This window comes from Spirillospora sp. NPDC047279 (assembly GCF_040643285.1).
Lineage (GTDB): Bacteria > Actinomycetota > Actinomycetes > Streptosporangiales > Streptosporangiaceae > Spirillospora.
In genome coordinates, this window is record NZ_JBEYUA010000023.1 from 35,214 (window position 1) to 49,555 (window position 14,342).

The following is a 14,342-nucleotide window of genomic DNA, read 5'->3' on the forward strand; positions in this document are numbered from 1 at the left end:
CCCGCGGGAAGTACACAGCGGGCGTAGCTCCTCTTCCGGATGATCCGGCAGGTGGCGGGCCGCCCGTGATCCAAGGAGAGAAGAAGGCATGGCAGAAGGCACCGTGAAGTGGTTCAACGCCGAAAAGGGCTTCGGTTTCATCGCCCCGGACGGTGGCGGCCCTGACGTGTTCGTCCACTACTCGGCGATCACCAGCAGCGGCTACCGCAGCCTGGACGAGAACCAGCGCGTCGGCTTCGAGATCACGCAGGGCCAGAAGGGCCCGCAGGCCGAGGGCGTCTACCCGCTCTAAGGCATGAGGGGCCCGGACCGCGCTGCGGTCCGGGCTTTTCCCTTTTCTCCCCCGGACAGACCGCCCGGGGCGTAGGACGTCGCGCCACTCCCGTCGGCTGCCACACCGCCATGGTCGCGCCCGGCGGTCGCGCAGTGGGACCTGCTGGGTCGAAATCGTTACGCTGACCAGTAGAGAGGATCTTCCTCTGGAAGGTCAGGTCCTGATGCGGCGGGTGGGGCGGAGGACGCGGCGGGCGGGGCGGACCACGCGCAGGAGCTCGCCGCCGATGTAGACGCCGGCGCCGATGGCCAGCGCGGTGGCGAGCGCCTCGACGAGGATCAGGGCGCCCTGGCCGGTGTCGCCCCCGGTGAGCTCCAGCATCCCGCGGTACATCAGCGTGCCGGGCATCAGCGGGGCGATGCACGGGGTGACGCAGATCAGCGCGGGCACGCGCCGCCAGCGGGCGAACGCGGTGCCGATCGCGCCGACCACCGTCGCGGCGATGGCCGTGGCCGGTGCGGCGGGCAGGTCCAGGTGGCGCACCTCGACCAGCGTGCCCCAGCTGATCACGCCGCCCAGCGCCACCGGCAGGAGGTAGGAGCGCGGCACGAGGTGGAAGACCGCGAACGCCATCGCGATCGCGGCGGCGCCGAGCGACTGCGGGGCCGCGGCCGTGGAGGGGGCCTGGGGGAGGTTCTCCAGGGAGACGGGGACGCCCATGCGCGCGGCGAGGTAGATGACGGCGCCGATCCCGCTGAGGATCGCGGCGATCATGAAGAGCACCTCGACCAGGCGGGTCGTGCCGGTGACCAGGTCGCCCGCGATGCCGTCCTGCATCGACACCACCAGCGCGCGGCCGGGGATGAGCGCGATGACGACGCCGATGATGACGCTGCCCGACCCGACCGGCGCGTCCGTCCAGGCCAGCAAGACCGTCACCAGCGAGCCGATCGCGGCGGCGAGCGCCATCTGGAAGAAGTCGGTGATGCCGCGCCGCCCCAGCCACGCGCCGGTGCGGTCGCCCAGGAGGGTCGCGACGAACGCGGCCACCGCGGCGAGGAGCCCGCCGCCGACCAGCACCGCGCCCGCGGCCCCGAGCAGCGACAGCGCCGTGACCGCGAGCCAGTTGGGATAGGGCGGCGGGCGGCCGATGATGTCGCTGAGGGCGAACTTGGACTCCTGGAGGGTCAGCCGCCCGCGGGCGGCGGCCCGCACCAGCTCCTCGACGGCGATCAGGCGCGCGTAGTTGGGCAGCCTCCGGCGTACGCGGCGTTCGGCGGTGACGGGCGGCCGCCCGCCGCGCGGCAGGTAGGAGAGGCCCACCGCGGCCAGCGTCACGTCGACCTCGCAGTGCGGCAGGCCGTACGCCCGGGTGATGCGGCCCAGCGCCAGGTCGACGGACTCGGCCGTCTCGCCGCCCGCCAGCATCAGCTCGCCGATGCGCAGCGCCAGGTCCATCGTGACGTACGCCTCGCCGCCGACGCCCGGCTCGTGGCCGCCGCGCAGGGCGGCCTCCATGGCCGCGTACTCGTTGGCGTCGCGGGTCTGCTCCCGCGCGCCGCCCGCCTCCGGCGTGCCCTCGCCCTCCACCGGCTCCGACGTCACGGTCGGCCAGCGTAATCACGCGTCCGGCGCGGGCCGCCGGGTCGCGGCCCGGGATGGCCGAAGCTTTGCGGTGAGCGGGTCAACCTTCGAACTCCACCGTCAGCGACCTGTTCGGCGACCCGGCGGAGCGGCTGGCCGACGAGCGCGACGCGGTGTGGCTGACGTTCCACGGCCCCCGTGCTGCGCCATATCAAGCTCGCGGTGGAGGAGGACCCGGACAAGAGCATCATCGTTCACTACGGACCGCCCGGGACCCCTGCCGCCGGGCTCTTCAGGGGCGCAGGCGCTCGCCGTGGCGGAGCCGGTCAAGGCCAAGCCAGATGAACTCGACGGCCATGCCCTCGGCCCGCTCGCGCGGGGTGTCGGGATGCTCCAGCCACCAGGAGACCATCGAGAGCATCGAGCCGTACATGAGCGGCACGAGCAGGCGCGCGCGACGTTCGTTGGCCTCCAGCTCGGCGGGGGAGAGGGCCGGGTCGGCGCGGCGGCGGCGCAGCAGGATGTCGGCGAACGCCTCGCCGAGGCGGTCGCGCAGCTCGCGCAGTTCGAGGCCGACCTCGGGCTTGTCCAGGTGCCGCACCACCAGCGTCCACGCGTCCGGGTTCTCGGTGGCGTAGTCGAACAGCACCTGGACCATCGCCCGGATGCCCGAGACCGAGTCCTGCGAACCCTGGACCGAGTCGTTCAGCCGCCGCGTGATGTCGGCGACGATCGACTCGGTCACCTCGGCGAACAGCTCCTCCTTGGAGTCGAAGTGCTGGTAGAGCAGCGCCTTGGAGACCCGCGCCGTCGCGGCGACGTGCTCCATCTGGGTCAGGTGGTAACCGCGGCGCCCGAACTCCTCCAGCGCGACCCGCAGCAGCTGCACCCGGCGCTGGGCGTACGGCATCCGCCGCCGTACGCCCGTCGCCTCCCCCGTGGTGTCGGTCATGTGCCGAGGTACTTACCCAGTTCGGCGCGGGCCACGGAACGGACGTGCACCTCGTCGGGGCCGTCGGCCAGGCGCAGCGTGCGCAGGCCCGCCCACATGCGGGCGAGCGGGGTGTCCTCGCTGACGCCGGCGCCGCCGTGCACCTGGATCGCGCGGTCGACGACCTCCAGCGCGGCCCGCGGCGCGATGACCTTGATGGCGGCGACCTCGGAGCGCGCGGCCTGCACGCCGTGCTTGTCGATCATCCAGGCGGTCTTGAGCGTGAGCAGGCGGGCCTGCTCGATGGCCATCCGCGACTCGGCGATCTGCTCGCGGACCACGCCCTGCTTGGCGAGCGGGCCGCCGAACGCGACGCGGGAGACCGCGCGCTCGCACATCAGCTCCAGGGCGCGCTCGGCCATGCCGATGGCGCGCATGCAGTGGTGGATGCGGCCGGGGCCGAGGCGGGCCTGGGCGATGGCGAAGCCGCCGCCCTCCTCGCCGACGAGGTTCTCCACCGGGACGCGGACGTCGGTGAAGCGGATCTCGCAGTGGCCGTGCTGGTCGGAGTAGCCGAACACGGGCAGCGGGCGCACGACCTCGACGCCGGGGGTGTCCAGCGGGACCAGCACCATGGACTGCTGCCGGTAGACGTGGGCCTCGGGGTCGGTCTTGCCCATGACGATCATGATCTCGCAGCGCGGGTCGGCCGAGCCGCTGATCCACCACTTGCGGCCGTTGATGACGTAGTGGTCGCCGTCGCGCTCGACGCGGGTCGAGATGTTGGTCGCGTCGGAGCTGGCCACGTCCGGCTCGGTCATCGCGAACGCGCTGCGGATCTCGCCGTTGAGGAGCGGCGTGAGCCAGCGCTCCTTCTGCTCGGGGGACCCGAAGAGGTGGAGCACCTCCATGTTGCCGGTGTCGGGCGCCGCGCAGTTGGTGGCCTCGGGCGCCAGGTGCGGGGAGCGGCCCGTGACCTCGGCGAGGGACGCGTAGTCGGTGACCGTCAGGCCGTGCGCGGGCTCGGTGGCGTCGGGGAGGAAGAGGTTCCAGAGGCCGCGCTTGCGGGCCTCGACCTTGAGCTCCTCGACGATCGGCGGGACGGTGTGCTCGTGCCCGGACGCGCGCAGCTCCGCCCGCTGGGCCTCGTAGACCGGCTCGGCGGGGTAGACGTGGGAGTCCATGAAGTCCTGAAGCAGGCCCATGTACTCCTGGGCCCGCGCACTCAAACCGAAGTCCATTCGGTTATAGTAACTGACGCGTCAGTTACTTAGGAAGGGGAGCCCCATGGACGGCAAGGTCGTGCTCATCACGGGCGGCTCGAACGGGATCGGCGCGGCGGTCGCCCGCCGGCTGGCAGGCCAGGGCGCCCGGGTGGTGCTCGCCGACATCGACGAGGAACGCGGCACGGCGCTGGCCAAGGAGCTGGACGGCGCGTTCGTGCGCTGCGACGTCCGCGAGCCCGCGGACAGCGAGGCCGCGGTCGCCGCGGCCACGGACCGGTTCGGCGGCCTCGACATCGCCTTCCTGAACGCGGGGATCGCCAGCGGGTGCGGCGTCGACGCCGACTTCGACCCCGTCGCCTACCGGCGCGCCATGGCCATCAACCTCGACGGCGTCGTCTACGGCGTGCACGCGGCGCTGCCCGCGCTGCGGGCCCGGGGCGGCGGCCAGATCATCGCGACCGCCAGCATGGCGGGGCTCACCGCGACGCCGTTCGACCCGATCTACGGCGCCAACAAGGCCGCGGTGGTCGGGCTGGTGCGGGCGCTCGGGCCGACGCACCTCGAGGAGGGCATCCGGGTCAACGCGCTGTGCCCGTCGTTCGCCTACACCGACATCCTCGGCCAGCTGAAGGAGCACCTGGAGGAGACGGGCTTCCCCATCCTGGAGGTCGAGGCCGTGGTCGACACGTTCATGGCGATCGTCGCCGCCGACACCGCGGGCGACGCCTGGTTCGTGGTGCCCGGCCGCGAGTCCGGGCCTTTCACGTTCCGCGGCGTCCCCGGCCCGCGCTGAGAGAGGATCAGTTTCATGCGCGCCATCCAGATCACCGAGTTCGGCGGCCCCGAGGTCCTGAACGTCACCGAGCTGCCCGACCCGGTCGCGGGCGAGGGGCAGCTCCTCGTCGAGGTCTCCCGGGCCGGCATCAACTACGCCGACACCCACCAGGCCGAGAACAGCTACCTGTCCCCGTCCACGCTGCCGCTGGTCCCGGGCGGCGAGGTGGTGGGCACCACCGCCGACGGCCGCCGCGTGGTCGCCCTGGTCGGCTCCGGCGGGTACGCGGAGCGGGCCGTCGCGCCGCAGACGCTGGCCTGGGACGTCCCGGACGCCGTCGACGACCTGACCGCGCTCGCCATGGTCGTGCAGGGGGCCACCGCCTGGGTGCTGCTGCGCCGCAGCGTGCACATGGAGGCGGGCGAGTCGGTGGTCGTGCACGCCGCCGCGGGCGGGGTCGGCACCCTGGCCGTCCAGCTCGCCAAGGCGTGGGGCGCGGGCCGGGTGATCGCCACCGCCTCCTCCAAGGAGAAGCGCGACCTGGCGCTGGAGCTCGGCGCCGACGTCGCGGTCGACGCGGCCGAGCCGGACATGAAGGCCGCGCTCATCGAGGCCAACGGCGGCAAGCGGGTCGACGTCGTGCTGGAGATGACCGGCGGCAAGGTCACCGACGACAGCCTCAAGGCCCTGGCCCCGTACGGGCGCCTGGCGTTCTACGGGATGGCGTCCAGGCAGCCGCCCAAGCCGGTCAACCCCGCCAACCTCATGTCGCACTCCACGACGATCGCCGGGATGTGGCTGGCGCACGTGTTCCAGCTGCCCGGTGACGTGATGCGCCGGTCGCTGGACGAGCTGTTCGCGCTGGCCGCCGGCGGCGGGCTGCGGGTGATCCCCGGCGGCGAGTACGGGTTGTCGGAGGTCCGCCGGGCGCACGAGGACCTGCGGGCGCGCCGTACCTCCGGCAAGCTCCTGCTCGACCCGTCGCGCTGACGCTCAGCGGGCCGGGGTCACCTCCGCGGTCCGCCCGAGCACGATGCGGGCGAGGTTGGTGAGCGACTCGGTTCCCGGCAGGTAGTAACCGCCGTGCCCGCCGGTGCGGCCGGTGGCGAAGACCCGCGCGCCGAAGCGTGGCGCGGTCGGGTCGGCGCCGTGGCCGTACCCGGCGAGGCGCAGGTGCGGGGCGAACCCGATCGGGTCGTGCGGGTCGCGCGCCGCCCAGACGGGCACCCCCAGCTGGTCCGCCGTGGCGACGTCCATGCCGGGGGAGCCCAGCGCGACCAGCTGCTCGGCGCGCGCCCCGAAGCCGCTGAGCGCCCGGCCGCCGACGACCGAGCCGTAGCTGTGCCCGACGAGCGTGACCGCGGCCCGGCGCGGCAGCCCCCGGGTGAAGCGGGCCAGCGCGCGGCCTCCGGCGATCGCGCGTTCCGAGCGGGCCGACTGCCGGTCGATCGCCTCGGGCGCGTCGTACCCGAGCCAGGAGACGACGGCGGTCGGCGTGCCGGGGGAGAGCCGGGCCAGCTCGGCCTCGAGGTCGGCGGCCGCCGCGACCGGGTTGGCGTTGCGCCTTCCGACGTTCCTCATCACCCGCCGCAGGTCCCAGCCGCTGCCCGGGACGAGCACGGCGACGCGGCGCGCGGCGTCCAGGTCGCCGAAGACCTCGACCGCCCGGCCGTCGCCGCGCGGGTCGAGGCCGAGCAGCCGCGCCTGCCGGTGCCGCGTGCTCGCGCGCCAGCCGGGGAAGTGCCGGTCGGCGGCGCGTTCCGCGGCCGCGTAGTGCGCCCCGGCGGCGGCGCCGCGCAGGTCGGTGGCCGCTTCGAAGTGCCCGTCCGGCACGCCGTGCCCCCCGGCCGCGGCGAGCCAGCCCGTGGCCGCGGAGCCGAGGGACAGGGTCACACCGAGGACGAACGTCTGGAGCGGCTTCACACGGCAGGACGGTACGAAGCGGAGGGCCCTGCGCGCATCGCCCAAGCACGGCAAGTCGGGAGCCGCTCCGCAGACATTAGGGTCCGTTGACCTCCGCTGGAGGCTCGGCGGCGCGCGGGGGAACGGGACCGGCGCCCGCTCTCAGCCGACCAGGCCGTTCTCGTAGGCGTAGACGACGGCCTGGGTGCGGTCGCGCAGGCCGAGCTTGGTCAGCACGTGCCCGACATGCGTCTTGATCGTCTGCTCGGCCAGCACCAGCTCGCCGGCGATCTCCGCGTTGGACAGCCCGCGCGCGATGAGCCGCAGCACGTCCAGCTCGCGCGGGGTGAGGCCGGCGGTCGCGCCGGGGCTGGGCCGCTGGTGGCGGCGCCGGCGGGCGAAGTCGCCGATCAGCCGCCGGGTGATGGACGGGGCGAGCAGCGCGTCTCCCGCCGCGACCACCCGCACGCCGCTGACCAGGTCGGCGGCCGAGGCGTCCTTGAGGAGGAACCCGCTGGCGCCCGCGCCGAGCGCCTCGTAGACGTATTCGTCGAGATCGAACGTGGTGAGGACCAGCACCTTGGGCCGCACGCCCGCCGGATCGACGTCGTCGGCCGGCGGCTCGCCGACCAGCTCGGCGGTGGCGGCCAGGCCGTCCATCTCCGGCATGCGGATGTCCATGACGATCACGTCGGGGTCGAGCTTGCGCGCCAGTTCCACCGCCTCGCGGCCGTTGCCCGCCTGCCCGATCACCTCGATCTCCGGATCGGAGGACAGCAGCGCGGCCAGGCCGTCACGGATCATCACCTGATCGTCGGCGATCAGCACCCGAATGCTCACGAGAGCACCATATGGCCTGTGCACGGCCTTCGCATGGCCGGTGCGGCGGCTCAGGCGCCGTGGCCGGAGGGCAGCTCGGCCGCGACCTGCCAGCCGCCCTCGTGGGGGGTGGCGGTGAGCGTGCCGCCGAGCATCGCCACCCGCTCGTGCATGCCCACCAGCCCGTGGCCGCCGCCCTGCGACTCCTCGGGGGTGGTGCGCGCGCCGTCGTCGGTGACGGTGATCTGCAACGTCTCCCGGGCGTACCTGATCACGACCTGCACGCGGGACCCGGGCGCGTAGCGGGCGGCGTTGCTCAGCGACTCCTGCACGATCCGGTAGGCCGACAGATCGACGCCCGCCGACACCGGCCGCGGCAGGCCGACGACCGAGAGCCCGACCGACAGACCGGAACGCCGCGCCCCGGCGAGCAGGTCCTCGATCTGGTCGAGGCCGGGTTGCGGGGCCCGTTCGGCGCCCTCGTCGTCGGACCGCAGCAGGCCGACGACGCGGCGGGTCTCGGTGAGGGCGTCGCGCGCGGCGTCGCGCACCACGCCGAAGGTCTGCTTGGCCTCGTCCGGAAGGTCGGGGATCTTGAACGGCGCGGCCTCCGCCTGCATCGCGATGACCGACATGTGGTGGGCCACGACGTCGTGGAGCTCGCGCGCGATTCTGGCGCGCTCCTCCAGGACCGCCGCGCGGGCGAGGTCCTGGCGGCGCAGCTCCTCCTGCTCGCGCAGGCTGCGTTCGGCCGCGTACCGCCCGCCGACCGCGTCGCCGAACGTCAGCGCGACGACGACCAGCCCGAGCAGGATCATCCCGTACCAGCCGGGCATCGCGAGGAGCACGCCGGGGACGAGCATGCCGAGCGTGGTCACCGCGCCGACGCCGATGACGGTCTGCCGGTCGCTGCCGACGCCGACGAAGAACAGGATCAGCATGAACGCCAGCCAGGCGGGGACCGGCCAGGGCCAGAAGTAGCGGTCCTGGAACACCACCGCGCCGGCGAGGAAGCCCAGCGTGCTCACCCGCCAGGAGAGCAGCGGCCAGCGCGGCGCGAACAACATCGGCAGCGCCTGCGCCACGCCGATGACCCAGGCGGCGCTGGGCGAGATGGGCTTCTCGAAGATGTTGATCGGGATGGCGACGGCGCCGGCGGTGAACCCGACCGTCATGGCCACCAGCAGTGCCAGTGCGGGCAGGCGCAGCCAGATCGGCGTGGGCAGGAGCATCCGGCGCGGGCCGTCCGGGCTGGACAGCAGGGCGTCGCGGATTCCCCCGACCAGACTGGGCGGCTTGTGGGGCGCGGAGTGACCGTGGACGTTCATTTGAGGCCGAGCCTAAGCCGCCGCGACCTCGATGACGTGCCTCCGGAGGGTGAGATCGCATCCGGACCCTGAGTATCAGCCGTGATCAGCGGGTTCGTCCCGGCTATGCCCTACCTTACAGGTATTACCGATTGACTTGGTATGGAATTCTTGCCACGCTGGCCCGGTGTCCACCTCGTCCCTTGATCTCGCACGCCCCTCACCGAGCACCCGGCCGCGGTCCTCGTCCGTGCGGGTGCCCAGGCAGGCGCTCGCCCGGCTGGCCAGTCCCGTGGTGGTGCTGGCCGTCTGGCAGATCGTGTCCGCCGCGGGCCTGGTCTCCGAACGCACCGTCCCCGCACCCAGCACGATCGCCGACACCGCCCTGGAGCTGTTCCGGGACGGCACCCTCGTCGAGGCGATCCTCACCTCGGTCCAGCGGGCCGGGGCGGGCTTCCTGGCCGGCGCGGTCGCCGGCGTCGGCCTGGCGCTGATCGCCGGGCTCAGCCGCCTCGGCGAGCACGCCGTCGACCCGATCATGCAGATGCTCCGCGCGCTGCCGCTGTTCGGCCTGATCCCGCTGTTCATCCTGTGGTTCGGCATCGGGGAGGCGCCCAAGGTGGCGCTGGTCGCGCTCGGCGTGGCCTTCCCGCTCTACCTCAACACGTTCGCGGGCATCCGCGGCGTGGACGGCAAGCTCGCCGAGGTCGCCCACGTGCTGCGGCTGAGCCGGATCGGGCTGGTCTTCCACATCGTGCTGCCCGGCGCGCTGCCGCAGGCGCTGGTGGGGCTCCGGCAGAGCCTCGGCCTCGCCTGGCTGGCGCTCATCGTGGCCGAGCAGATCAACGCCAGCTCGGGGCTCGGCTTCATGATCAACAACGCCCGGGAGTTCCTGCGCACCGACATCGTCGTGCTCGGGCTCATCGTGTACGCGGCGCTCGGCCTGCTCACCGACGCCATCGTCCGGCTGCTCGAAAGGAGGGCCCTCACATGGCGGAAGGGCTTCCTGTCCTGACCGCTGACACCGGCACCGACGCCGGCTCGGACCCCGGTTCCGGCCGGGTCGCCGCGCGGGTGCGCGGCCTGACCAAGCGCTTCGGTGAACGCACGGTGCTCGACGGCGTCGACCTGACCATCGAGCGCGGCGAGTTCGTCGCGCTGCTCGGCCGCAGCGGGTCGGGCAAGTCCACGCTGCTGCGCGCCCTGGCCGGCCTGGACCGTGACACCGGCGGCGAGCTCGCCGTGGACGGCACGGTGTCGGTGGCCTTCCAGGAGCCACGCCTGGTGCCCTGGAAACGGGTGTGGGCCAACGTCGCCCTCGGCCTGCGCACCGACCGCCCGCGCGCCGACGCCGAGCGGGCGCTCGGCGAGGTGGGGCTGACCGAACGCGGCGGAGCGTGGCCTCTCACGCTGTCGGGCGGCGAGGCGCAGCGCGCCTCCCTCGCCCGCGCCCTGGTGCGCGAGCCCGGGCTGCTGCTGCTCGACGAGCCGTTCAGCGCGCTGGACGCGCTCACCCGCATCACCATGCACCGCCTCGTCCTGGACCTGTGGGAGAAGCACGGGCCCGGCCTCCTGCTCGTCACCCACGACGTGGACGAGGCGCTCCTGCTGGCCGACCGCGTGCTCGTCCTGGACGAGGGCCGGATCGCGCACGAGTCCCGTGTGAACCTGCCGCGGCCGCGCCACCGCGACCATCCCGACCTCATCGGCCTCCGTTCGACCCTGCTCACCACGCTCGGCGTCACTCCCGAAGGAACCGCATGACCATCAGACGACTCCGCACGATCATCGCCGCCGCAGGTCTCACCGCCGTGGTGACCGCCGCCGCGGCCTGTGGCGGCGGAGACGGAGGCGCCGAGGACCCCGCGATCGGCAAGGACGGCTCGATCGACCTGGCCAAGGTCACGCTCCGGATCGGCGACCAGAAGGGCGGCCAGAACGCGCTGCTCAGCGCGGCCGGGGAGCTGAAGAACCTCAAGTACAAGGTCGAGTTCAAGCAGTTCACCTCGGGCCCGCCGCTGCTGGAGGCGGTCAACGCCGGCGCGGTCGACTTCGGCGCGGTCGGCAACGCCCCGCCCGTCTTCGCCGCCGCCGCGGGCTCCAAGATCAAGATCATCGCCGCCGCGGACATCGGGCTGACCGGCCAGGCGGTCCTGGTGCCCAGGGACTCGCCGATCCGCGCCCCCGCCGAGCTCAAGGGCAAGCGGATCGCGGTGGCCAAGGGCAGCTCGGCCCACTACCACCTGGTGACCGTCCTGAAGCGCGCCGGACTCACGTTCAAGGACATCGAGCCGCAGTACCTCGCCCCGCCGGACGCCCTCGCCGCGTTCGCCCAGGGCAAGCTCGACGCCTGGGCGATCTGGGACCCCTACACGGCGCAGGGCGAGGCCCAGGCGGGCGCCCGCGTCCTGGTGGACGGCAACGGCTACACCACCGGCTTCAACCTGCTCGTCGCGGGCGAGAAGGCCCTGGGCAGCAAGGCGAAGGAGGCCGCGCTGCGCGACTACATCGCCCGGCAGCGGCGCGCCCTGGTCTGGGCGGCCGACCACCCCAAGGAGTGGGGCGCGGTCTGGTCCAAGGACACCGGCCTGCCGCTGCCGGTGGCCGAGCAGGCGGCCCGCCGCCGGGCCGCCAAGCTCATCAAGGTCGACGAGGGCGTCGTCGCGCACGAGCAGCAGGTCGCCGACGCGTTCAAGGAGCAGGGCCTCATCCCCGCCAAGGTCGACATGTCCGAGTTCGTAGACCGCCGCTTCAACGACGTCGAGGTGAAGTGATGGCCTTGAAGTTCCACTGGTTCCTGCCGACCACCGGCGACAGCCGGGCCCTGATCGGCGGCGGGCACAGCATCCCGCGCGGCGTGGGACGCCCCGAGCCCGCGCCCGGCACCGCCAACGCGGTCCGCCCGCCCGACATCGACTACCTGGCCCAGATCGCCCGTTCGGCCGAGCAGCTCGGCTACGAGGGGGTGCTCACGCCGACCGGCACGTGGTGCGAGGACGCCTGGCTGGTGACGGCGGCGCTGCTGCGCGAGACGTCCCGGCTGAAGTACCTGGTCGCGTTCCGGCCGGGCTTCATCTCGCCGACGCTCGCCGCGCAGCAGGCCGCCACCTACCAGCGCATCTCCGGCGGCCGGCTGCTGCTCAACATCGTCACCGGCGGCGAGTCGGCCGAGCAGCGCCGGTTCGGCGACCACCTCGACCACTCCGAGCGGTACGCCCGCACCGGCGAGTTCCTGTCGATCCTGCGCGGCGCCTGGGGCGCGGAGCCGTTCGACTTCAAGGGCGAGCACTACCACGTGGACGGCGCCACCACCGCGGTGCCGCCGGACCCGATCCCGCAGATCTACTTCGGCGGGTCCTCGCAGGCCGCGGGACCGGTCGCCGCGCGCCACGTGGACACCTACCTGACCTGGGGCGAACCGCCCGCGCAGGTGGCCGCGAAGCTCGACTGGATGCGCGGGCTCGCCGCGGCGGAAGGCCGGACGCTGCGCTTCGGCATCCGCCTGCACACCGTCAGCCGCGACACCTCCGAGGCCGCCTGGACCGAGGCGGGGCGGCTGCTGGCCGGCCTCGACCCGTCCCACATCGCCAGGGCCCAGGAGGCGCTGGCGGCCAGCGAGTCGGAGGGGCAGCGGCGGATGCGCGCCCAGCACGAACGGTTCCGGGCCAGCGGGGACGTCCGCGACCTGGAGATCCATCCGGGCCTCTGGGCGGGCGTCGGGCTGGTGCGGGGCGGCGCGGGCACCGCGCTGGTCGGCAGCCACGCCGAGGTCGCCGACCTGATCGGGGAGTACGCGGCGCTGGGCATCGAGGAGTTCATCCTCTCCGGCTATCCGCACCTGGAGGAGGCGTACTGGTTCGGTGAGGGCGTCCTGCCCGAACTGCGCCGCCGCGGCGTGCTCTGACGGGGCGCCGGCCGCGCCCCGACGGGAGTGTGATCTTGTGGTCTCCGCCCGTCCGGGGCGCTGCCGATCGCGGTGAGTGATCGAAGGCCTGCTTAGGGTGGTCTTCTCCGGGGAAGATCAGCTTCATGGCTCACGGGGGGAGCGGTGAGGCGCCGAGCGCGTCGCCGCAGGAAGAACACGCGTCCGGCTCGCCCGCGATGGTGGTGCTGCTGGCCGGCGCCGCGGCGCTCGGCGGGTTCCTGTTCGGTTACGACTCGTCGGTGATCAACGGCACAGTCGACGCGCTGAAGGCCCAGTTCCACCTCAACTCGGTGGTGGTGGGCTTCGTCGTGTCCTCGGCGCTGCTCGGCTGCGCGGTCGGCGCCTGGTTCGCCGGCCCGCTGTCGGACCGGATCGGCCGGGTCCGGGTGATGCTCATCGCCGCCATCCTCTTCACGATCAGCTCGCTGGGCTCGGCGCTGGCGTTCAACGCCTGGGACCTGACGTTCTGGCGGGTGATCGGCGGCCTCGCGATTGGCGCGGCGTCGGTCATCGCGCCCGCCTACATCGCCGAGATCGCGCCCGCCAACCTGCGGGGGCGGCTCGGCTCGCTCCAGCAGATGGCGATCGTGCTCGGCATCTTCGCCGCGCTGGTCGTCGACTACGTGATCGCGCGGGTCTCCGACGGCGGCGCCGGTGGCGACTTCCCGTGGGGCGGCACGGCCTGGCGGTGGATGTTCGCCAGTGCCATCATCCCCGCCATCATGTACGGGGTGATCGCCACGACGATCCCGGAGTCGCCGCGCTACCTGGTCAAGAAGAAGCAGCTCGCGCGGGCCCGCCAGGTGCTGGCCAAGGTCATGGGCCGCGGCGACGTCGACGTCAAGCTGGGCGAGATCGTCAAGTCGATCGCCAGCGACCGCCCGGTGCACCTGAAGGACCTGCGCGGATCGCGGTTCGGCCTGATGCCGATCGTCTGGGTCGGCATCCTGCTGTCGGTGTTCCAGCAGTTCGTCGGCATCAACGTCATCTTCTACTACTCGTCCTCGTTGTGGCAGGCGGTCGGGTTCAGCGAGAACGACGCCATGCTGACCTCGGTGATCAACTCGATCGTCAACGTGGTCTCCACGCTGATCGCGATCGCCCTGGTCGACAAGATCGGGCGCAAGCCGCTGCTGCTGGCCGGCGCCGCGGGCATGACGATCACTCTGGGCATCATGACGATATGCTTCGCCACCGCCCCGGTGGTCAACGACGAACCGCAGCTCGGTGATGTCGCCGCGCCCATCGCGCTGATCGCCGCCAACCTCTACGTGGTGGCGTTCGCCGCGACCTGGGGGCCGGTGGTGTGGGTCATGCTCGGCGAGATGTTCAACAACTTCATCCGCGCCTCGGCGCTGGCCGTGGCCGCCGCCGCGCAGTGGATCGCCAACTGGATCATCACCACGACCTTCCCCGGCCTCTCCGGGGTGTCGCTGGGCCTGGCCTACGGCATCTACACCGTCTTCGCCCTGCTGGCGTTCGTCTTCGTCCTGCGGAACGTGCCCGAGACCAAGGGGCGCGAGCTCGAGGACATGGACGACCTGCAGATCGGCCGCGGGCGTCGCGCCCGCGAGGCCTGACGGGCAGGGCCGCGCCGTG

The 14,342-nt window shown here is 72.9% G+C and carries 14 protein-coding genes; 8 read left to right on the top strand and 6 right to left on the bottom strand.

Features of this window, described 5'->3' with window-relative positions:
- Positions 1-88: 88 nt before the first annotated feature.
- The gene (locus ABZ810_RS40935) at positions 89-292 is read left to right on the top strand and encodes a cold-shock protein (RefSeq protein ID WP_131889351.1); all 204 of its coding nucleotides are present in this window, start codon (positions 89-91) and stop codon (positions 290-292) included.
- Positions 293-487: 195 nt separating this feature from the next.
- Here the strand turns inward: ABZ810_RS40935 and ABZ810_RS40940 are convergent, their stop codons facing one another.
- From ABZ810_RS40940 to ABZ810_RS40950, 3 genes are all read right to left on the bottom strand, one after another.
- Positions 488-1,879: a threonine/serine exporter family protein gene (locus ABZ810_RS40940; RefSeq protein ID WP_358412361.1), complete on the bottom strand. Its 1,392-nt coding sequence runs from the start codon at positions 1,877-1,879 to the stop codon at positions 488-490.
- A gap of 271 nt (positions 1,880-2,150) precedes the next feature.
- Complete coding sequence (locus ABZ810_RS40945) at positions 2,151-2,810, bottom strand: TetR/AcrR family transcriptional regulator (RefSeq protein ID WP_358412363.1); 660 nt, start codon at positions 2,808-2,810, stop codon at positions 2,151-2,153.
- Entirely contained in the window at positions 2,807-4,030 is a 1,224-nt protein-coding gene (locus ABZ810_RS40950; RefSeq protein ID WP_358412365.1) for an acyl-CoA dehydrogenase family protein, read from the bottom strand. Before ABZ810_RS40950 ends, ABZ810_RS40945 begins: the two co-directional genes overlap by 4 nt.
- Before the next feature lie 46 nt (positions 4,031-4,076).
- On the opposite strand from ABZ810_RS40950, the gene ABZ810_RS40955 reads away from it, so the two are divergent.
- Together ABZ810_RS40955 and ABZ810_RS40960 are read left to right on the top strand one after the other, a co-directional pair.
- Positions 4,077-4,808, top strand: a complete 732-nt coding sequence (locus ABZ810_RS40955) for an SDR family NAD(P)-dependent oxidoreductase (protein ID WP_358412367.1) — start codon at positions 4,077-4,079, stop codon at positions 4,806-4,808.
- 15 nt (positions 4,809-4,823) lie between these two features.
- Positions 4,824-5,780 (top strand): NADPH:quinone oxidoreductase family protein, encoded by a 957-nt coding sequence (locus tag ABZ810_RS40960; RefSeq protein ID WP_358412369.1) that lies wholly within the window; start codon positions 4,824-4,826, stop codon positions 5,778-5,780.
- A 3-nt stretch (positions 5,781-5,783) separates the two neighbouring features.
- Here ABZ810_RS40960 and ABZ810_RS40965 read toward each other — a convergent pair whose 3' ends face one another.
- From ABZ810_RS40965 to ABZ810_RS40975, 3 genes are all read right to left on the bottom strand, one after another.
- Positions 5,784-6,713, bottom strand: coding sequence for an alpha/beta hydrolase (locus ABZ810_RS40965; RefSeq protein ID WP_358412371.1), 930 nt, complete (start codon positions 6,711-6,713; stop codon positions 5,784-5,786).
- A 141-nt stretch (positions 6,714-6,854) separates the two neighbouring features.
- On the bottom strand, positions 6,855-7,532 hold the full coding sequence (locus ABZ810_RS40970) for a response regulator transcription factor (RefSeq protein ID WP_358412373.1): 678 nt from the start codon (positions 7,530-7,532) through the stop codon (positions 6,855-6,857).
- A 50-nt stretch (positions 7,533-7,582) separates the two neighbouring features.
- A complete protein-coding gene (locus ABZ810_RS40975; protein WP_358412375.1) occupies positions 7,583-8,839 on the bottom strand; it encodes a sensor histidine kinase in 1,257 nt (418 codons plus the stop codon).
- A gap of 229 nt (positions 8,840-9,068) precedes the next feature.
- Between ABZ810_RS40975 and ABZ810_RS40980 the strand changes: the two genes are divergently transcribed.
- The 5 genes from ABZ810_RS40980 to ABZ810_RS41000 all read left to right on the top strand — a co-directional run bounded on the left by ABZ810_RS40980 (position 9,069) and on the right by ABZ810_RS41000 (position 14,323).
- The gene (locus ABZ810_RS40980; protein WP_358412377.1) at positions 9,069-9,833 is read left to right on the top strand and encodes an ABC transporter permease; all 765 of its coding nucleotides are present in this window, start codon (positions 9,069-9,071) and stop codon (positions 9,831-9,833) included.
- A complete protein-coding gene (locus tag ABZ810_RS40985) occupies positions 9,809-10,582 on the top strand; it encodes an ABC transporter ATP-binding protein (protein ID WP_358412379.1) in 774 nt (257 codons plus the stop codon). The genes ABZ810_RS40980 and ABZ810_RS40985 overlap by 25 nt, the downstream gene beginning before the upstream one ends.
- Positions 10,579-11,592, top strand: coding sequence for an ABC transporter substrate-binding protein (locus ABZ810_RS40990; protein WP_358412381.1), 1,014 nt, complete (start codon positions 10,579-10,581; stop codon positions 11,590-11,592). Before ABZ810_RS40985 ends, ABZ810_RS40990 begins: the two co-directional genes overlap by 4 nt.
- Entirely contained in the window at positions 11,592-12,722 is a 1,131-nt protein-coding gene (locus ABZ810_RS40995; RefSeq protein ID WP_358412383.1) for an LLM class flavin-dependent oxidoreductase, read from the top strand. Before ABZ810_RS40990 ends, ABZ810_RS40995 begins: the two co-directional genes overlap by 1 nt.
- A 197-nt stretch (positions 12,723-12,919) precedes the next feature.
- Positions 12,920-14,323 carry a sugar porter family MFS transporter gene (locus tag ABZ810_RS41000; protein ID WP_358412556.1) on the top strand — a complete coding sequence of 468 codons (1,404 nt, stop codon included), beginning with the start codon at positions 12,920-12,922 and terminating at the stop codon, positions 14,321-14,323.
- Positions 14,324-14,342: the final 19 nt, after the last annotated feature.

Bases quoted from the DNA above. Each gene is read 5' to 3' on its own strand.
- ABZ810_RS40935 (WP_131889351.1), top strand. From the start codon at position 89: ATGGCAGAAGGCACCGTGAAGTGGTTCAACGCCGAAAAGGGCTTCGGT.
- ABZ810_RS40975 (WP_358412375.1), bottom strand. From the start codon at position 8,839: ATGAACGTCCACGGTCACTCCGCGCCCCACAAGCCGCCCAGTCTGGTC.
- ABZ810_RS40945 (WP_358412363.1), bottom strand. From the start codon at position 2,810: ATGACCGACACCACGGGGGAGGCGACGGGCGTACGGCGGCGGATGCCG.
- ABZ810_RS40995 (WP_358412383.1), top strand. From the start codon at position 11,592: ATGGCCTTGAAGTTCCACTGGTTCCTGCCGACCACCGGCGACAGCCGG.
- ABZ810_RS40955 (WP_358412367.1), top strand. From the start codon at position 4,077: ATGGACGGCAAGGTCGTGCTCATCACGGGCGGCTCGAACGGGATCGGC.
- ABZ810_RS40985 (WP_358412379.1), top strand. From the start codon at position 9,809: ATGGCGGAAGGGCTTCCTGTCCTGACCGCTGACACCGGCACCGACGCC.
- ABZ810_RS41000 (WP_358412556.1), top strand. From the start codon at position 12,920: ATGGTGGTGCTGCTGGCCGGCGCCGCGGCGCTCGGCGGGTTCCTGTTC.
- ABZ810_RS40960 (WP_358412369.1), top strand. From the start codon at position 4,824: ATGCGCGCCATCCAGATCACCGAGTTCGGCGGCCCCGAGGTCCTGAAC.
- ABZ810_RS40990 (WP_358412381.1), top strand. From the start codon at position 10,579: ATGACCATCAGACGACTCCGCACGATCATCGCCGCCGCAGGTCTCACC.
- ABZ810_RS40950 (WP_358412365.1), bottom strand. From the start codon at position 4,030: ATGGACTTCGGTTTGAGTGCGCGGGCCCAGGAGTACATGGGCCTGCTT.